Origin of the sequence: Crossiella sp. CA-258035 (genome assembly GCF_030064675.1) — a bacterium.
Classification (GTDB): Bacteria; Actinomycetota; Actinomycetes; order Mycobacteriales; family Pseudonocardiaceae; genus Crossiella.
This window is the reverse complement of sequence record NZ_CP116413.1, coordinates 7,227,148-7,245,875: the sequence shown is the minus strand read 5'-3', so window position 1 is coordinate 7,245,875 and position 18,728 is coordinate 7,227,148. Positions and strand designations below refer to the sequence as shown.

Here is an 18,728-nt window from a genome sequence, read left to right as displayed (position 1 = left end):
CGGTGTGGTGATCGCCGTGGTGCTGGTGGCAGGGGTGGGTGTGTACGTCTACCAGTGGAGCAGGAGAGGGATGCAGCCGACCATCACCGCGGCGGAGGGTGCCCGCCGGGCCGAGGAGTACGTGCGGCAGGCCGCCGCGCACCTGCCCGCTCATGCGCGCCTGGTGGACACCGGCAGCGAGGAGATCAGCACGTCCCCCTGCGACCTGCCATCCGACCACGGTGCGCAAGGGCGGGTCCAGGTGTCAGTCGGCTACCAGATCCATGATCTGGACCCGGCGAAGTTCAACGAGTACTTCGATGCGCTCCACGGCTTCTGGACCCGCAACGGCTACAAGGTGCTGCACGACTCCCGCCCGAAGGACTGGTACCTGTGGGTGCAGCAGGAACCGGATGAGTTCCGGTTCAGCCTTGAAGGCAACGACCTGGGGGAGTTGTACCTCGGCGGGGTGTCACCTTGCCTGTGGCCCAACGGCACTCCTCCCAGCTGAGGCGGCAGGCTTGGGACCGGCCGGGTTGCCCCACCAGCGGGCACCTGCCGGGAGCTGTTCGCCCTTCATCACGAAGGCGTCCGCCTCCACCACCGCACCGTCCCCAATGGACACTCCATAGTGGACGAAGCCGCCGGTGCTGACCGTGCAGCCCGAGCCCAGCACGATGTGGTCGGACTTGAAGGTGCCGTCCTCCAGGGAGTGGCCCTGGATGGTGCTGCCGACGTTGAGGACCGTGTCGTCGCCGAGGGTCACCAGGCTCTTCTCCGGTGCGGCGCAGCCGTCGTCGTAGAGGCGTTTGCCCACCCTGGCGCCCAGCAGGCGCCAGATGAGGCCCTTGAAGGCGGTGCCGTTGAAGAGGCGGTAGTAGGTGCCTGGGGAGAGTTTCCAGAAGCGTTCGTGTTGCCAGAACTGGGGTTGGTAGATCGAGCACAGGCGGGGGCGCAACCGGCGGAAGCCCAGGCTGGCTCGTTCGACGAGGATGAAGTAGGTGACGCTGAAGGCCACGGCGGTCACCGAGGCGGTGGCCAGCGCGAGCTCGCCGAAGACGGGGCGGAGTTCGACACCGAGCACGCCGAGCAGGCTGACCACCGCGAAGTGGCACCAGAGGGTCAGCAGGTACAGGGTCATGGTGAGCAGGTTGTGGCGGTTCTTGCGGGGCAGGCGCCGGTTCAGCTCCTCCTCGGTGCGCAGGTGGTCGAACTGGCGGTCGCGGTCGACCGAGCGCGGGATCTCGAACGGCGGGGAGCCGAGCAGGCCGGTGTTCTCGCGGACCGGGCCGTCCACCGGGACCAGGACCTTGGTGGCCAGCAGGCAGTTGTCGCCGGTGCGGCTGCGCCAGGGGTAGAAGATCACGTTGCCCAGGAAGTTGTGTTCGCCCAGGGTGGCGCGGGCCATCTTGAACGAGGTGCTGGAGAACTCGGCGTTCATGGCGGACAGGCCGTCGGAGACCATGGTGCCGCGGCCGATCGTGGTCAGGTACGGCGACTCGTGCTTCTGCATGACGCCGAAGTTCGAGCCGGACTGGATCACCCGGCCCAGGTCGTAGCCCAGGGCGCGCAGGTAGGTGGTGATGTAGGAGCTGTCGCCGAAGAGGGTGTGGTAGAAGCGCAGGTTGGTCAGGCGGGACACGCTGCGCTGCAAGGAATAGCGGAGTCCGTACAGCGGGTAGACCGTGTCGGGCTTGATCATGCGGTGCAGCAGCCGGGGCAGGGTGGTCACCAGCAGCAGCCCGGCCAGCGCGCCGCCGAAGAACACCGCGGAGGCGGTGCCCAGGTGACCGAGCAGGAACGCGGTGCTGCCCAGTGGCGCGTCGGTGGAGGGCAGCAGCGCGGGCAGCCACAGGTCCAGCACCAGCAGGGTGAAGGGGAGGGTCAGCGCCAGCATGGTCAGGAGCTGAGCGAGGCCGAAGAGCGTGCGGCGGACGCGGCCGCAGCGGGCGGGCGCGACCGCGAGGTAGTCCACTGTGGACGGTTCGGCCGGGGAGCCGTGCCAGTGCTCGTCCTCGGGGATCGACTGGCCGGTGTGCAGGGAGGAGGCGTGGCCGAGCTGGGCACGGTCGCCCATGGTGGAGCCGATGTCCAGCACGGTGCCCTCGCTGATCACCGCGTCCGCGCCGATGGTCACCGGGCCGGTCTCGATCATGCCGGCGCGGACCCGGTGGCAGGTGAAGAAGGAGTCCTTGCGGATCACCGTGCCCTCGCCGATGGTGAGCAGGTCGGGGCAGGCCGGCACGTTGCGGGAGAAGACCGCCACCCGCCTGCCGATCCGGGCCCCGAGCAGCCGCAGGTACAGCGAGTACACCGGCGAACCGGCGAAGAGCACCAGCGGGTTGGCCCGCAGCAACGTCTTCACCACCCAGAACCGCAGATAACCCAGTCCCCACAACGGGAACTCGCCCGGCCGGTAGCGCCCGACCAGCACCCACTTCGCCGCGATCGGGAGCAGGCTCAGCGCCAGGAAGCCGCCGCCGGTGACCGCCACCGCGAGCAGGTAGGTCTCGGCCAGCGTCTGGCCCTCGCCGACCACGTCCAGGCCGGTGCTCAGCACCAGCGCGTTCAGGTAGGTGTAGGCCAGGAAGAACAGCAGCTGGGCGAAGCCGCACAGCGCGTACCGCAGCGAGCTGCCCCTGGGCGCGGGCACCGGTTCCGGCGCGGCGGCCGGGGCCGGGTCGGCGGCGTCCAGGAGGGCGGCCAGCGCGGACACGGTGGGATGCAGGTAGATGTCGCGCATGGACACCGCGGCCAGTTCGGCCAGGCGGCCGCGGAAGCGGGCCAGCAGCAGCGAGTCCGCGCCCAGGTCGTCGAAGAAGTGGTGGGAGGTGGACACTTTCTCCACGCGCAGCACCTCGGCCAGGGTGTCGGCAAGCAGTTCTTCGGTGGGCGTGGCCGGGGGCACGTGCTCGCCGGTGGCGGCCAGTGCGCGCGGGCCGCTGGGCGGCGGCAGGTTGCGGCGGTCGGCCTTGTCGCTGGCGGTCATCGGGATGGTGTCCAGCTGTTCCAGGTAGGCCGGGACCATGTAGGCGGGCAGGCGGTCGCGCAGGTGTGCCCGGACCGCCTGCTGGTCCACGGTTTCCGCGTCGGCGCGCGGGCGGTAGTAGCCCACCAGCTCGACCACGCCGGGTTCCGGCCGGTAAGTGTCCACCACCGCCTGGGCCACCCCCGGCGCCCGCGCCAGCACCGACTCGATCTCGGCCAGCTCGATCCGGTAGCCGCGGATCTTGACCTGGGTGTCGATCCGGCCGTGGTACTCGATCTCGCCGTCGGCGTTGATCCGGCCCAGGTCCCCGGTCCGGTAGATCCGGCCGGACGGGTTGCCCGGCAGGCCCAGGAAGTCCGGGATGAACGCCCGCGCGGTCAGCTCCGGCCGGTTCAGGTAGCAGCGGGCCAGGCCGATCCCGGCGATGCCGATCTCGCCCGCCTCGCCGTGCGGCAGCGCGCGCGGCTGCTCCGGGTCCAGGATCACCACCGAGTAGGTCGGCAGCGGCACGCCCAGGGTCACCGGGCGCTCCGGGTGCACCACCGACCAGGTCGCGGTGACCGTCGCCTCGGTGGGCCCGTAGACGTTGAGGAACCGGCGATCCGGCCGGTGCCAGCGCTCGATCAGCTCCGGCGGACAGGCCTCGCCGGAGACCAGCAGGAACCGCAGGCCCGGCAGATCTTCGTCCACTGTGGACAGAAGGGTGGGCACGCAGCACAGCGCGGTCACCGAGCGGTCGTGCAGGAACTGCCACAGCTCCGCGCCGAGCAGGCTGCCGCCGGCCGGTTTGGGCACCAGGGTCGCCCCGGCCAGCCAGGGCACCCAGATCTCCTCCACCGAGAAGTCGAAGGCCAGCGTCATGCCCTGGTACACCCGGTCCGCCGGACTCAGCCCGTACAGCCCGGCGGCCACCCGGACGAAGTTGCAGATGCTGGCGTGCTCGATGGCCACCCCCTTGGGCCGCCCGGTGGTGCCCGAGGTGTAGATCAGGTAGCAGAGGTCGTCCACCGGGTCGCCGCGCTCGGCCGGGCTCAGCCGCGCGCCGTCCTCCCCGGCCAGGTCCAGCTCGTCCACACAGACCACCTCGACACCGTCCACATCGGACAGGAGTTCGCGGGTGGTGGACAGCGTGAGCGCCCAGGTCGCGCCGGCGTCGGCCAGGATGAAGGCCAGCCGGTCGGCCGGGAAGGCCACGTCCAGCGGCACGTAGGCGGCGCCGAGCTTGAGCACCGCGAGCATCCCGGCGTAGGCGTGCCGCGGCCGGTCCACCAGCAGCGCGATCCGCTCGCCCGGCCGTGCGCCCAGCGCGCGCAGGCGGCGGGCCAGCCGGTTGGCCTGGCTGTCCAGCTCGTCGTAGGTCAGCGTGGTCTCGCCGGTGTCCACCGCGAGCTGCCCGGCCCGGCCGGACTGGCGCAGCCGGTCGCACTGCTGCTCGAACAGCAGCTCCAGCCGTTCCCCCGGCTGCCAGCGCGGTTCCCCCGGGTGCGCGGAGCCGATCAGCGCCGGTTCGGTCAGCATGCCGGGCCCCGGCTGGGTAAAGCACGCAGGATCGCCCCGAGCAGGATGTCCGCGGCGATGTCGATGACCTCGGCGGTCACGTTCAGCGGCGGCAGCAGCCGCACCACCGCGTCCGCCCGGCCGCCCAGCTCGATGATCAGCCCCTCGCGCAGCGCCATCGCCTGCGCCGCCGCGGCCTCCGCGCTGGCCGGACGCCCGCTGACCGGATCGGCCAGCTCCACGCCCCACATCAGGCCCCGGCCGCGGACCTCGCGCACCCACGGATGACCGTCCAGTTCGGACAGTCGGGCGGCCAGCTGCCGCCCGCGCGCCCGCACGTTGCCGAGCACGTCGTCCCGGCGCACGATCCGCACCGCCGCCGTGCCCGCGGCGAAGGCCAGCTGGTTGCCGCGGAAGGTGCCGGTGTGCGCGCCCGGCTGCCAGACGTCCAGCCGCCGGTCGTAGATGATCAGCGACACCGGCGCGCCCACCCCGCTGAGCGCCTTGGACGCGATGATCACATCCGGCTCGATGCCGTACTGCTCGAAGGCGAACCAGGTCCCGGTGCGCCCGCAGCCGGTCTGCACCTCGTCCACCACCAGCGGCACGTCCAGCTCACGGGTCAGCGCGCGCACCCGGTGCACGAACTCCGGCGTGGCCGGCACCACCCCGCCCTCGCCCTGCACCAGCTCCAGCAGCACCGCGGCCGGCCGCGGGATGCCGCCGTTGTGGTCCAGCAGCGCGCGTTCCAGGTACCCGGCGCAGTTGGTCTCGCAGGTGACCGGGGACAGGCCCAGCGGGCAGCGCGAGCAGTAGGAGTAGGGGAAGAAGTGCACCTCGGGCATGCCGCCGGGCACCGGGGCCTTCTGCGCCACGTCACCGGTGACCGCCATCGCCGCGTGGCTGCACCCGTGGTAGCCGCCCTGGAAGGAGACCACCTGGGCGCGGCCGGTCGCGGTCTTGCACAGCTTGATCGCCGCCTCCACCGCGTTGGCCCCGGTCGGGCCGCAGAAGTGCGTCTTCATCCGCTCGCGCAGGCCGGGCGGCAGCATGGACAGCTGGGCGGTGAGGAACTCGTCCTTGGCCGGGGTGGGGAAGTCCAGCCCGTGGGTGAGCCGCCCGGCCTGCTCGGTCATCGCGGCCACCAGCTCGGGGTGGTTGTGCCCCAGCGAGAGCACCCCGGCCCCGGCCAGGAAGTCCAGGAAGACGTTGCCGTCGGCGTCGCGCACGAAGCTGCCGTGCCCCTCGACCGGGGCGATCGGCAGCCTGCGCGGGTAGGTCCGCGCGTTGGACTCCCGCTGGCGCTGGCGGGCCAGCAGGTCGGCCGAGCGCGGGCCGGGCAGCTCACCGCGCACCAGCGGTCCGGTGGCGAGGTGGAGGTCGGTCAGGCCGGTGCTGGTCACGAGGTCTCCTTGGATCCACTGCGGGCGCGCCCCCAACTGGCGGCGCGGATGGGGCCGGAACAGCTGAAAACCCGGCTGCCCGGCAGGTCGAGGACCAGCTCCGCGGGCAGCGGGGTGCCGTGCAGCAGCACGCCGCGCACCGAGGCCGGGGCCGGGCGCAGCTCGCTCAGCTGCGCGCCGGTGCCGCAGAACACGGTCACCCGCGCCGAGGCGAGCAGTCCGGGCAGGTCGCCCTCGGCGGGCGCCACCACGGTGGCCCCGGCCACGAAGCACGGCCACAGCTCGTGCAGGTGGAACTCCTGGCTGATCGGGGTGCCCTGGAAGACCCGGTCCCCGGCCAGTACGCCCAGCCCCGGCGCGGCCACCCGGACGAAGGTGAGCACGTCCTGGTGGGTGAAGGCGTGCGTGGCCGGGATGCCGGCCAGGCCGCGCGGGCGGCACAGGTAGCAGGGCGCGGCGGGGTCCAGGTCCGCCGAGGGGCTGTGCGCCGGGCCGGTCGCGGGCAGCTCGACCAGCGGCGCGTCCTCCGCCTCGCCCGGCTCGCTGACCAGGGCGGTCAGCCGGAGACCGGTGGTGGGACACCCCCGCGGCAGCGGCAGGTAGGCCGCCCCCGCCTTGAGCACGCCCAGCAGCGCCACGTACTCGTCCACCCGATCGGGCAGCCGGATGCCCACCGGGTCACCCCGGCCGATACCCCGTTCGCGCAGCCGATGGGCCAGCCGGTTGGCCGCGCGGTCCAGCTCGCGGTAGGTCAGCGTGACCGGGCCGCACACCACCGCCGGGGTGTCCGGAATTCGAAGAGCGGTTCGCTCGAAATACTGTGAAAGTGTACGCGCGCGCGGCGCGTCGGTCTGCTTTGTCGCATTCATGACCCTGCCGATGACAAGTGAACTGAAACGGAAACGGAATAGGCGCCACCGGTCGGCGAATAGGCCGACCGGTGGCGGTAACCATCAGCTATGCGGTGGTGCGCCTGCGTCCGTCGAGGCGTTCGGCGAAGTCCTGCCAGGCCGCCGCATTGGTGCGTGCGAGCGCAACCACCATTCCGGTGCAGTGCGCGGGGACGCAGTCGACCAGCGGGGGCCAGTCGTCGGGTTCGATGAGGTGGGTGTCCAGCCAGCGCAGCAGCTTCCGGCCGGACTCGGTGAACCGCAGCGCGGGGTCGCGCTGGAGGGTGCGCAGCGCGGCCCGCAGGTCCGCGCCCTGGTCAGATGGGGTGGGCGGCTGGTCGGCCGAGGGCGGCTCGCGCTGGCCGCCGGGCACCGGGTCCAGGCCCGAGTGCAGGCGTCGCCGCACGTCCCGGACTGTCGAGGGCGCCAGTCCGGCCGCTTTGGCGATCTCCCGCAGCGAGGCGCTGGGGTTGTCCGCGAGCAGCGTCCCGGCCAGCCGCCGCCCGGCCGCGCTGCTCACCGGCCGCACCCGCCCGTCCCGGCCCAGCCGGGTGTTCGACCAGCCAGCCTGCGCACTCGAACGCCGCCGGACCGCGCCCACGGTGCGCGGCGCCAGTCCGGTCGCCGCGGCGATCATCCGGTCCGACCACTGCGGCCGGGACACCAGTATGCGCTCCGCGGCGGCGGTGCGGTCGGCCAGCGACAGCGGCATGCCGTGCGCGATGTTGGCGTGCACGGCCAGGATGAAGGCGTTCTCGGCGTCCCCGTCGTAGAAGCGCACCCTGATCCGCCGTTCGCCGCGCAGCCGGGCCGCCTGCAGCCGGTGCATCCCATCGATGACCCGCATGGTCGGCCTGTGCACGATGATCGGCGGCAGGGTCGCGCCGGTCTCGGCCAGCACGTGCGCGTGCTCGCCGACCTCTCCGTCCAGCCTGGGCGAGTCGGCGGGTAGCAATGAGCCGATCGCCACTGTTTCGATTCGGTTGCCCGGTTGCCGTCGCCACCATTCCATGGGGTCCGGCGGATCGTCTTTCTCGACTATCACAGTAGCTCCTCCCGTGCGATAGCCATGGAAAGTGATCGCTGATTAGCGAGAATCATTTCCACGCTAAAGGAGGGTGCGAGCGGCGTCAACCGCACTGGGTTACCTGGAGTGGTTAACGGGGCATTACCACATTTCCGGAGATCCCGCCGTGTGGATTTGTACGAATTCCCCGGTTTGTGGCCGAGGTGTCACGCCAGGTCTCCGGTCAGGTACCGCTGCAGGGTGGGCGCGACCGCGGCCGCCAGGGTGTCGTGGTCGGCCGAGGCCAGCGGCTCCAGCTTGATCACGTACCGCATCATGCCCAGCCCGGCCACCTGCGCGCCCACCAGCGAAGCGCGCAGGTCCGGCTGGTCGGCCTCGATCGCCCGCGCGATCTTGCCGAACAGCGCGTGCGTGACGAACTCGCGCAGCATCCCCGCGGCGTCGTCGTGGCTGGAGGCGCTGCGCATCAGCGCCACGAACGGCCCGCCGCCGGTCTCGTCCCACACCGAGAGGAACCGGCGCACGATCCGCTCGCCCAGCCCCTCCACCGGTCCGGCCAGCACCGTCTCCAGGATCTGCTGCGGGGTGACCGGCAGCTGCACGGCCGCGGCGAACAGGCTCTCCTTGCCGCCGAACCAGTGGTTGACCATCGCCGGGTCCACCTGCGCCCTGGCCGCGATCATCCGCACGGTCGCGCCGTCGTAGCCCTGCTCGGTGAACACCGCGCGGGCAGCGCTGAGCAGCGCGCCCTTGGTGTCCTCACCGGCGGGTCGGCGCCCACGCCGTCTGGGTGCGGTGCTCTCGGCCACCGGCACATCATCTCCCATCGACCCGGCACAATGTCGTCCATGGTCAGCGCGGTCAGCCCCACAGTCACCAGCTCCCGCCCCGGCGGCACGCCGATGGGCGAGCTCAGCCCCACCCGCGAGGAGTTCCGCGAGCTCGCCCGCGGCCGCAGGGTGATCCCGGTGGTGCGCAGGCTGCTGGCCGACGGCGAGACCCCGCTGGGCGTCTACCGCAAGCTGGCCGCCAGCCGGCCCGGCACCTTCCTGTTCGAGTCCGCGGAGAACGGGCGCTCCTGGTCCCGCTGGTCCTTCGTGGGCGTGCGCAGCCCGGCCGCGCTCACCGTGGCCGGCGGCGAGGCGGTGTGGACCGGCACCCCGCCGGTCGGCATGCCCAGCGGCGGCGACCCGCTGGTCGCGCTGCGGGAGACCGTGCGGGCGCTGCACACCGACCCGCTGCCCGGCCTGCCGCCGCTGACCGGCGGCATGGTCGGCTACCTCGGCTACGACACGGTGCGCCGCCTGGAGCGGCTGCCCTCGCTGGCCGCCGCCGACCTGGACATCCCCGAGCTGGTCATGCTGCTGGCCACCGACCTGGCCGCGCTGGACCACCACGAGGGCGTCATCACCCTCATCGCCAACGCGGTGAACTGGGACGACACCGACGAGCGGGTGGACGCCGCCTACGACGACGCGGTGGCCCGGCTGGAGGAGATGACCGCGAACCTGTGCACCGCGGCCGCGCCCACCGCCGCGGTGTTCCAGCGCCCGCAGCCGCGCTTCGAGCGGCAGCGCACCAGCGTGGACTACCGGGCCGCGGTGGAGACCGCGAAGGAGGCGATCCGGGCCGGGGAGGCATTCCAGATCGTCGTCTCGCAACGGTTCGAAGTGGACACCGAGGCCGACGCGCTGGACGTCTACCGGGTGCTGCGCACCACCAACCCGAGCCCGTACATGTACCTGCTGCGGCTGGACGGGTTCGACATCGTGGGATCCAGCCCGGAGGCATTGGTCACAGTGCGGGACGGCAAGGTGACCACGCACCCGATCGCGGGCACCCGGTGGCGAGGGGCCGACGACGAGGAGGACGCGCTGCTCGCCAAGGACCTCCTAGCCGACGAGAAGGAACGCGCCGAGCACCTGATGCTGGTCGACCTGGCCCGCAACGACCTGGGCCGGGTGTGCACGCCGGGCTCGGTGCACGTGGTCGACTTCTTCAGCGTGGAGCGCTACAGCCACGTCATGCACATCGTCTCCGCGGTCACCGGCGAACTGGCCCCCGGCCGCACCGCTTTCGACGCGGTCACCGCGTGCTTCCCGGCCGGCACCCTCTCCGGCGCGCCCAAGCCCAGGGCGATGGAGCTGATCGAGGAGCTGGAGCCCAGCCGCCGCGCGCTCTACGGCGGCGTGGTCGGCTACCTGGACTTCGCCGGGGACGCCGACACCGCGATCGCCATCCGCACCGCGCTGATGAAGCGGGGACGGGCCTACGTGCAGGCCGGCGCGGGCGTGGTGGCCGACTCGGATCCGGCGGCCGAGGACACCGAGTGCCTGAACAAGGCGCGCGCGGTGCTGGCCGCGATCGCCACCGCGGAGACGCTGGAGCTGGCCAGTGAGCGCTGAGCCGGCACCAACTCAGGAACCGGAGCGCGTGCGGCGGCCCGGCGGCGGTCCACTGTGGACTGTGGTGCTGCTCTCGCTGGCCGCGGCAGGCGCGTTGTGGGGCGCGGCGGAGGCCACCGTCGCACTCGGCCAGGCCACCGGGCTGGCCGCCTTCGCGCTGGCCGCGATCGCGGGCGTGCTGGCCGCCGGCGGCTGGTTCCGGCGGGTGCTCGGCGGGCTGGTGCTGCTGGTCGCCATCGGCGGCGGAGTGTTGTTGTGGGACGGACTTTCCTTGCACTCCGTGGTTGGTTCGGCACTCGCGGTGTTCGGCCTGCTGGCGCTGGCCTGCGGTGGGATCCTGGTGCTGGCAAGGGGTCACCGGATGCCGCGGATGGGGGGAAAATATGCCGCCTCCAGCGAGGTCCGCCGATCGGTTGACGCTGATCGTCGCCTGTGGGACAGCCTCGACTCGGGGGCCGATCCCACCCTCGGCGACACCGCCGAAACGACGAACGACCTTGCTACCCAGGGCGGATCTGCCGACCCGATGCCAGAAGCCGACCGGCGGCGGGGTTAGCATCCTTTCGGCGCTTCGGCGCGGCGGGAAGGGGTTTCAAGTGCGGAAGCTTGCGAGCGGGCTGAGGCAAAACGGGGAGTGCACGTGAGCGTCCTGGAGCAGATCGTCGAGGGTGCGCGTGCGGATCTGGCCCTCCGCGAGGCGGAGGTTCCCTTCGAGCTGATCAAGGAACGCGCCCAGTTGGCACCGGCGGCCAAGGACGTGCTGGCCGCGTTGCGCGCGCCCGGCGTCGGCGTGATCGCGGAGGTGAAGCGGCGCAGTCCGTCCAAGGGCGACCTGGCCGACATCCCGGAACCGGCGGAGCTGGCCAAGGACTACGCGGCCGGTGGCGCCAGGGTGATCAGCGTGCTGACCGAGGGCCGTCGCTTCGGCGGCTCGCTGGCCGACCTGGCCGCGGTGCGGGCGGTGGTCGATGTTCCGTTGCTGCGCAAGGACTTCATCGTCACGCCGTACCAGGTGCACGAGGCGCGGGCCTACGGCGCGGACATGGTGCTGCTGATCGTGGCGGCACTGGAGCAGTTCGCGCTGGAGTCGCTGCTGGACCGGGTCGAGTCCCTCGGCATGACCGCGCTGGTGGAGGTGCACACCGCGGAGGAGGCCGACCGCGCGCTGGAGGCCGGCGCCAAGGTGATCGGCATCAACGCGCGCAACCTGCACAACCTGGAGGTCGACCGGGACGTGTTCGGGCGGATCGCGCCCGGCCTGCCCTGGGAGGTGCTCAAGATCGCCGAGTCCGGGGTGCGCGGGCCGGGTGACCTGATGGCCTACGCCGGGGTCGGCGCGGACGCGGTGCTGGTCGGCGAGGGCCTGGTGACCAGCGGCGACCCGCGAGCCGCGGTGACCCAGCTGGTGACCGCGGGCTCACACCCCGCGTGCCCGCGACCCAGTCGCTGAACTTCGCAAGGAGAACCGCTTCCAGATGAGTGTTGACCAGTCCGAACAGTCCGCCCAGCACGGCCCCGACGCCAGGGGCCACTTCGGCCCCTACGGCGGGCGGTACATGCCGGAGGCGCTGGTCGCCGCGCTGGACGAGCTGTCCGCGGCCTACGAGTCGGCCAGGGCGGACCCGGAGTTCACCGGCGAGCTGGACCGGCTGCTCAAGGACTACGCGGGCCGCCCGTCGCCGCTGACCGACGCGCCGCGCTTCGGCGAGCACGCGGGCGGGGCGCGGATCATGCTCAAGCGCGAGGACCTCAACCACACCGGCTCGCACAAGATCAACAACGTGCTGGGCCAGGCGCTGCTGACCAAGCGGATGGGCAAGACCCGGGTGATCGCGGAGACCGGGGCCGGGCAGCACGGGGTGGCCACGGCCACCGCCTGCGCGCTGCTCGGGCTGGAGTGCGTGGTCTACATGGGCGAGGTGGACACCGAGCGGCAGGCGCTCAACGTGGCCAGGATGCGGCTGCTGGGCGCCGAGGTCATCCCGGTCAAGACCGGCTCGCGCACGCTCAAGGACGCGATCAACGAGGCGCTGCGGGACTGGGTGGCCAACGTCGACCGCACGCACTACCTGCTGGGCACCGCGGCCGGTCCGCACCCGTTCCCGGTGCTGGTGCGCAACCTGCACAAGGTGATCGGCGAGGAGGCCCGCGCCCAGGTGCTGGAGCGCACCGGGAAGCTGCCGGACGTGGTGGCGGCCTGCGTGGGCGGCGGCTCGAACGCGATCGGCATCTTCCACGGCTTCATCGACGACCCCGGCGTCCGGCTGCTCGGGCTGGAGCCCGGCGGCGAGGGCCTGGACAGCGGCAGGCACGGCGCGACGCTGTCCGCGGGCACCCCCGGCGTGCTGCACGGCACCCGCTCCTACCTGCTGCAGGACGAGGACGGGCAGATCACCGAGGCGCACTCGATCTCGGCCGGGCTGGACTACCCGGGGGTCGGGCCGGAGCACTCCTGGCTCAAGGACCTCGGGCGGGCGGAGTACCGGCCGGTCACCGACGCGGAGGCGATGGCGGCCTTCCAGCTGCTGTGCCGGACCGAGGGCATCATCCCGGCGATCGAGTCCGCGCACGCGCTGGCCGGGGCGCTCAAGCTCGGCCAGGAGCTCGGGCCCGACGGCAGCATCCTGGTGTGCCTGTCCGGGCGCGGGGACAAGGACGTGCACACGGCGTCGAAGTGGTTCGGCCTGGTCGGAGAGGACGCCTGATGTCGCGGCTCGCCCCGCTGTTCGAGACCTGCCGCGCCGAGCAGCGCGCGGCCCTGGTCGGCTACCTGCCCGCGGGCTACCCCACGGTCGCCGAGGGCACCGCGCTGCTCTCCGCGATGCTGGACGGCGGCTGCGACCTGGTCGAGGTCGGCCTGCCGCACTCCGACCCGGTGATGGACGGCCCCACGGTGGAGGCCGCCGCGCACCAGGCGCTGCGCAACGGCTTCCGGGTGCGCGACCTGTTCCCCACGGTCGAGGCGCTGGCCGCCAAGGGCGGTCGCGCGGTGGTGATGACCTACTGGAACCCGGTGCACCGCTACGGCGTGGACGCCTTCGCCCGCGACCTGGCCGCCGCCGGTGGCCTCGGCGTGATCACCCCGGACCTGATCCCGGACGAGGCCGACGACTGGCTGGCCGCGGCCGAGGCGCACGACCTGGACCGGATCTTCCTGGTCGCCCCCGCCTCCACCGACGAACGCCTGGCCCTGGCCGCCAAGGCCAGCAGGGGTTTCCTGTACGCCGCCAGCACCATGGGCGTCACCGGGGCCCGGGACACGGTCAGCAGCATGGCCCCGGAGCTGGTCGGACGGGTCCGCCAGCACACCGACATCCCGGTCGGCGTCGGCCTGGGTGTCCGCTCCGGCGCGCAGGCGGCCGAGGTGGCGGCCTTCGCGGACGCGGTCATCGTGGGTTCGGCCTTCGTCTCGGCCAGCGCCCGCGGCGAGCAGGGCGTGCGTGACCTGGCGGGAGAACTCGCCACCGGGGTCCGATCGTCGGTCGTGACCGGCGCGTAAGTCGGTAGTTCCCGCCCGCCACACCGTGAGCTGACGCGAGGGGGCTACGGTGTGGCCTGTGACTGGCACGCTGACCGCACTGATGGCCGATTCCACGGCCTTCCTGGCGACCATCCCCAGCCCTGACCGCGGCGTGTGGCAGCTCGGGCCGTTCCCGCTGCGCGCCTACGCCCTGTGCATCATCGCGGGCATCGTCATCGCGATCTGGTGGGGCGAACGCCGCCTCATCGCCCGCGGCGGCGAGTCCGGCACCGTGGTCGACGTCGCGGTGTACGCGGTGCCCTTCGGGCTGATCGGCGGCAGGCTGTACCACGTGGCCACGGACTGGCCCAAGTACTTCGGCCCCGACGGCAACCCGATCGAGGCCCTCTACATCTGGAACGGCGGCCTGGGCATCTGGGGCGCCATCGCCCTGGGCGCGGTCGGCGCGCTGATCGGCTGCCGCAAACGCGGCGTCCCCCTGGCGGTCTTCGCCGACGCGGTGGCCCCCGGCATCGTGGTCGCCCAGGCGATCGGCCGCCTCGGCAACTGGTTCAACCAGGAGCTCTTCGGCGGCCCGACTGACCTCCCGTGGGGCCTGGAGATCTACCGCCGCATCGACCCGGAGACCGGCCTGCCGGATGCCCTCGGCGGCGTCGCGGAGAACCACGTCCCCATCGCGGTGGTCCACCCCACGTTCCTCTACGAGCTGGTGTGGAACCTGGGCGTCGCCCTCCTGCTGGTCTGGGCCGACCGCAAGTTCCGCATGGGCCACGGCCGCGTCTTCGCCCTGTACGTCGCGGGCTACACCCTCGGCCGCTTCTGGATCGAGATCATGCGCACCGACACCGCCAGCCTGGTGTTCGGCGTCCGCATCAACGTGATCACCAGCGTCGTCGTCTTCCTGGGCGCCCTCGCCTACCTCCTGCTGGTCCGGGGCAAGCGCGAAGACCCAGCCGACTGGCGCAAGGACCCCGACCCCGAAGACGACCCCACCAACCCGGTCGCCGACGGCGAGGAACCCCCAGCGGGCCTCGGCCCCAGGCCCGAGGACAAGCCGGCGGAAGCCGTCGTCCCCGCCGAAGCCACCCCGGCCAAGCCCCCCACGGACCCGGTCACCCGCAAGGAAGACCCCAAGCCCGAGTCCTAACCCGCCAACACCGGGTACAACAACGGCCAACACGCGGTCCACAACGGCCAACACACCGTCCAACAACGGCCAACACGCGGCGGAGGGGGAAACCCCCGGCGTGTTGGCCGTTGTCGTACGGGGTGTTGGCCGTTGCGGTCGCAGGGCGAAGCCCGCGAGCCAGGCGACGGGGTGGCTTTTCGAACGTCCACCGAAGTCTTGAGGTTCCCCATGCCCGTCAACCTGGAGACATCGCACCACATCCCAGCGAGCAGACGCTCACAGGCGCCGCCGCCAAGGCCACGCCACGTGACGGCGGCTGCTCGCTGGGATGTGGTTCGATTTCGGAGGGTTGACGGGCATGGGGAACCTCAAGACCCGCCTGCGTCTTGGCCTTTGACTTTGATTTTTCCCCCATGCTTTGATTCCTGCCCGTCCGGCGAGGACGCTCTTGACTTTGATCTTCGCCTGAAACCCCGAAGATCAAAAGAATGTCCTCGCCGGACGGGCAGACCACCGGAGGGGTGTGACAAGTCAAAAGCCGGGACCAGCAGGTTGCAGGGCGGGGCAGGCTGCCGACTCAACACCCAGCGTGCTCGCGGGCCTCTCGTCTTCTCCGCACGACCTTCCGACAGCAAACCACACCTCCCCGCCCGGCCCCGTCACGTTGGGCGAGGCGGGCGGCGGCAGGTTGCAGGGGCCGGGCGGGGAGGCGCGGTCAGCAGTCTCCAGGCCGTACGGAGAAGACGAGAGGCCCGCTTTGTGGGTTTTCAACCCCGGTGTGTGGGCCTTCGCTCAGCCCAGGTCCGCGATCCGGGCCATGGCCACTTCCTCCGGCCTTGCCGTCAGCACCCTCGGCCCGGACTCCGTCACCGCCACCGTGTGCTCCCAGTGCGCCGCCGTGCTGCCGTCCACCGTCACCACGGTCCACTCGTCACCCAGCGTCCGGAACCCCGGATGCCCGGTGGTGAACATCGGCTCGATCGCCAGCACCAGCCCCGGCTTGAGCCGCAACCCGCGCCCCGGCCTGCCGCGCCCAGGCACGAACGGGTCCTCGTGCAGTGACCGCCCGATCCCGTGGCCGCCGATCGCGTGTCCATTGTGGTCGGACACCACGCCGTAACCCCCGGCCGCGCCCACCGCGCCGATGGCGGCCGAGATGTCGCCGATGCGGTTGCCCACCCGGGTCGCGCCGATGCCTGCCCACAGGGCTCGGTAGGTGTCGGCTACCAAGGCTCGCAGGTGCTCGGGGGCCGCTTCCTCCTCGCCGACGATCCAGGTGCAGGCCGCGTCGGAGTGGAAGCCGTTCCACAGGACGCCGCAGTCCAGGCTGAGGATGTCGCCTTCGCGCAGGCGGGTCTGGCGGGACGGGATGCCGTGCACGATCTGCTCGCCCAGGGAGGCGTTGATGACGGCGGGGTAGCCGTTGTAGCCGAAGAAGCCGGGTTTGCCGCCTCGGCGCTCGATCGCCTCGGCGGCGACGCGGTCCAGGTCAGCGGTGGTTCTACCGGGGCGCAGGGCTGCTCGTAGTTCTTCGTGGACCTCGGCAAGGATTGCTCCCGCCTTGGCCATCTGGTCGATCTCCGCGTCGGTCTTGCGGATCACCATGGCCGCCTCCAGGCGTGTTGAAACCAACTCCGGTGGCCTGGTGCACTGCCGGCGCCTCGAATTCTGCCATGCGGAAGTCGATCTCGGCGGCCCAGTGGCCATCAGTCCCGCCCGCCGCGCCCTAGTATCGACCCTCATGCGCATCCTCGTAGTGGAGGACGACGACCGGGTGGCGCGCGGGTTGGTGACCGCGTTGCAGCACGCCGGCTACGAAGTCCTCCGCGCCGCCACCGCGGCCGCGGCGCTCCAGGCCGCCCCGGCCGACGTGGTGCTGCTCGACCTCGGACTGCCCGACGCCGACGGGCTGGACGTGCTGCGCAAGCTCCGGCAACGCGAGGGCACCGCGGTCATCGCGGTCACCGCGCGCAGCGAGGAGCGGGAACGCGTGCTCGGCCTGCGCAGCGGCGCCGACGACTACGTGGTCAAGCCCTTCGGCACCGCTGAGTTGCTGGCCCGGATCGAGGCCGTGCTGCGCCGCACCCGGGCCGCCCGCGCGGACAGCGAGGAGCACGAGGTGATGGAGGTCGGCCCGCTCCGGCTCGACCTCGGCTCGCGCACCGCCACCGTCTCCGGCGAGCAGATCACGCTGACCCGCAAGGAGTTCGACGTGCTCGCCCTGCTCGCCGCGCGCCCGGGCAGCGTGGTCAGCCGGGACCGCATCCTGGACCAGGTGTGGCACGCCAGCTGGGAGGCCCGCTCGCGCAGCCTGGACACCCACATCGCCACCCTGCGCGGCAAGCTCGGCCCGTTCGTGCGCATCGAGACCGTGCGCGGCGTGGGCTACCGGATGGCCCGGTAGGGCGGCCGGGGTGCTCCGCAGGCTGCTCGCGGTGCTGGTGCCGCTGCTGGTGGCGATGGCGGCCGCCTTCGGCGTGCCGCTGGCCGCCGCGGTCGGCCAGGGCGAGACCCAGTCCGTCTACCTGGACCGGCTCAGCGACGCCAGCCGGTTCGCCGCGCTGGCCGAGAACGCCCTCGCGCTGGACCGCACCACCCCGCTGGCCGAGGAGCTGACCCGCTACCACCGGCTCTACGACATCCCCGCCGTGCTGGTCGACCCGGGCGGCAACATCATCCTGCCCTCGGACGCCTCGGCCGACCTGAACACCCCCGGCGTGCGCGAGGGCCTGGCCGTGGCCTTCGCCGGGTACCGGCCCAACCCGCCGCGCGTGGTGTGGCCGTGGGAGACCAACCCGCTGGTCGTGGTCGAACCGGTGGGCCGGGACAGCCAGGTGGTGGCCGCCGTGGTCACCATCTCGCCCTCGGACGGCCTGCGCGCCCAGGTGCTCAACTCCTGGCTGCTGCTCGCGCTCAACGGCCTGGTCCCGCTGCTCGCGCTGATCGGGGCCGCCTGGCCGGTCTCCCGCTGGATCCTGCGCCCGATCCGCCGCCTGGACGAGGTCACCTCCCGGGTGGCCAGCGGCCGCCTGGACGCCCGCGCCGACGTGCACGGGCCACCCGAGCTGCGCACCCTGGCCAGCTCCTTCAACACCATGGTGGACGTGGTCGGCCGCGCGCTGCGCCGTCAGCGCGACTTCGTCGCCGACGCCTCCCACCAGCTGCGCAACCCGCTGGCCAGTCTCCGCCTCGCGGTGGAGAACCTGGCGCCGCACCTGCCGGACGAACCGGCGCGGCAGGCCCACCAGCTGGCCGTGGAGGAGGCCGAGGAGATGGGCCGGGTGCTGGACGCGCTGCTGGCCGCCACCCGGCTGGACAGCGCCGCGGCCGCCGAACCGGTCGAGCTGGACGAGCTGGTCGCCGCGCACGAACCGGCCTGGCAGGCCAACGCGCAGCGGGCCGCGATCCGGCTGCGCCTGGACATCCCCGAGGGCCTGCGCGTGCTGGAACCGCCCGGCGGCCTGGGCAGCGTGCTGGACGAGCTGGTGGGCAACGCGATCCGGCTCTCCGGCGGCACCAGGGTGCGGGTGTGGGCCCGGCACGAGGAGCCGGAGGACAGCGTCGAGGACGGGCACGTCGAGCTGCACGTCATCGACGACGGCGTCGGCCTGGACGAGGCGGAGCTCTCGGTGGCGCTGCACCGGTTCTGGCGCTCGCCCAAGCACCAGAACATCTCCGGCACCGGCCTCGGCCTGGCCATCTGCAGCGAGCTGGTCACCTCGGCCGGCGGCGAGTTCCGGCTGCACCAGGCGCACCCGCACGGACTGGACGTGGCGATCCGGCTGCCGGTCGCGCCCGCCGAGCAGCTGTTCGACCCCACCGACGAGGCCGACGGCCGCCCCGACGAGGAACGCAAGCACCTGTCCCGCCCACCCGTGGCCGAACAGCCCGAGGCCAAGGACCCGCCCGCCGGCGTCTGAGCCCGGAC

At 72.2% G+C, this 18,728-nt stretch carries 15 protein-coding genes; 9 read left to right on the top strand and 6 right to left on the bottom strand.

Features of this window, described 5'->3' with window-relative positions; translation table 11 throughout:
• Positions 1-7: 7 nt before the first annotated feature.
• Complete coding sequence (locus N8J89_RS32505) at positions 8-490, top strand: hypothetical protein (RefSeq protein WP_283660805.1); 483 nt, start codon at positions 8-10, stop codon at positions 488-490.
• Here the strand turns inward: N8J89_RS32505 and N8J89_RS32500 are convergent.
• The 5 genes from N8J89_RS32500 to N8J89_RS32480 form a co-directional block, all read right to left on the bottom strand.
• Positions 452-4,486 carry a Pls/PosA family non-ribosomal peptide synthetase gene (locus tag N8J89_RS32500; RefSeq protein ID WP_283660804.1) on the bottom strand — a complete coding sequence of 1,345 codons (4,035 nt, stop codon included), beginning with the start codon at positions 4,484-4,486 and terminating at the stop codon, positions 452-454. The two genes, N8J89_RS32505 and N8J89_RS32500, sit on opposite strands and share 39 nt — an antisense overlap.
• Positions 4,480-5,868, bottom strand: coding sequence for an aspartate aminotransferase family protein (locus N8J89_RS32495; RefSeq protein WP_283660803.1), 1,389 nt, complete (start codon positions 5,866-5,868; stop codon positions 4,480-4,482). Before N8J89_RS32495 ends, N8J89_RS32500 begins: the two co-directional genes overlap by 7 nt.
• Complete coding sequence (locus N8J89_RS32490) at positions 5,865-6,737, bottom strand: AMP-binding protein (protein ID WP_283660802.1); 873 nt, start codon at positions 6,735-6,737, stop codon at positions 5,865-5,867. Before N8J89_RS32490 ends, N8J89_RS32495 begins: the two co-directional genes overlap by 4 nt.
• Before the next feature lie 88 nt (positions 6,738-6,825).
• Complete coding sequence (locus N8J89_RS32485; RefSeq protein WP_349497419.1) at positions 6,826-7,728, bottom strand: ParB N-terminal domain-containing protein; 903 nt, start codon at positions 7,726-7,728, stop codon at positions 6,826-6,828.
• 263 nt (positions 7,729-7,991) lie between these two features.
• On the bottom strand, positions 7,992-8,612 hold the full coding sequence (locus N8J89_RS32480; protein WP_283660801.1) for a TetR/AcrR family transcriptional regulator: 621 nt from the start codon (positions 8,610-8,612) through the stop codon (positions 7,992-7,994).
• A 21-nt stretch (positions 8,613-8,633) separates the two neighbouring features.
• Between N8J89_RS32480 and N8J89_RS32475 the strand changes: the two genes are divergently transcribed.
• From N8J89_RS32475 to lgt, 6 genes are all read left to right on the top strand, one after another.
• Positions 8,634-10,190: an anthranilate synthase component I gene (locus tag N8J89_RS32475; RefSeq protein WP_283660800.1), complete on the top strand. Its 1,557-nt coding sequence runs from the start codon at positions 8,634-8,636 to the stop codon at positions 10,188-10,190.
• Between the two features lie 61 nt (positions 10,191-10,251).
• Positions 10,252-10,746: a Trp biosynthesis-associated membrane protein gene (locus N8J89_RS32470; RefSeq protein ID WP_283660799.1), complete on the top strand. Its 495-nt coding sequence runs from the start codon at positions 10,252-10,254 to the stop codon at positions 10,744-10,746.
• 84 nt (positions 10,747-10,830) lie between these two features.
• A complete protein-coding gene (gene trpC / locus N8J89_RS32465) occupies positions 10,831-11,640 on the top strand; it encodes an indole-3-glycerol phosphate synthase TrpC (RefSeq protein WP_252480870.1) in 810 nt (269 codons plus the stop codon).
• A 25-nt stretch (positions 11,641-11,665) separates the two neighbouring features.
• Positions 11,666-12,895: a tryptophan synthase subunit beta gene (gene trpB / locus N8J89_RS32460; RefSeq protein WP_283660798.1), complete on the top strand. Its 1,230-nt coding sequence runs from the start codon at positions 11,666-11,668 to the stop codon at positions 12,893-12,895.
• A complete protein-coding gene (gene trpA / locus N8J89_RS32455) occupies positions 12,895-13,689 on the top strand; it encodes a tryptophan synthase subunit alpha (RefSeq protein WP_283660797.1) in 795 nt (264 codons plus the stop codon). Before trpB ends, trpA begins: the two co-directional genes overlap by 1 nt.
• Before the next feature lie 82 nt (positions 13,690-13,771).
• A complete protein-coding gene (gene lgt, locus N8J89_RS32450; RefSeq protein WP_283666299.1) occupies positions 13,772-14,818 on the top strand; it encodes a prolipoprotein diacylglyceryl transferase in 1,047 nt (348 codons plus the stop codon).
• 774 nt (positions 14,819-15,592) lie between these two features.
• Here lgt and map read toward each other — a convergent pair.
• Positions 15,593-16,405 carry a type I methionyl aminopeptidase gene (gene map / locus N8J89_RS32445; RefSeq protein ID WP_283660796.1) on the bottom strand — a complete coding sequence of 271 codons (813 nt, stop codon included), beginning with the start codon at positions 16,403-16,405 and terminating at the stop codon, positions 15,593-15,595.
• A gap of 136 nt (positions 16,406-16,541) precedes the next feature.
• Here map and N8J89_RS32440 point away from each other — a divergent pair, with 136 nt between their 5' ends.
• Together N8J89_RS32440 and N8J89_RS32435 are read left to right on the top strand one after the other, a co-directional pair.
• A complete protein-coding gene (locus tag N8J89_RS32440) occupies positions 16,542-17,204 on the top strand; it encodes a response regulator transcription factor (RefSeq protein WP_185008462.1) in 663 nt (220 codons plus the stop codon).
• A gap of 10 nt (positions 17,205-17,214) precedes the next feature.
• Entirely contained in the window at positions 17,215-18,720 is a 1,506-nt protein-coding gene (locus tag N8J89_RS32435) for a HAMP domain-containing sensor histidine kinase (protein ID WP_283660795.1), read from the top strand.
• The last annotated feature ends 8 nt before the right edge of the window (positions 18,721-18,728 follow it).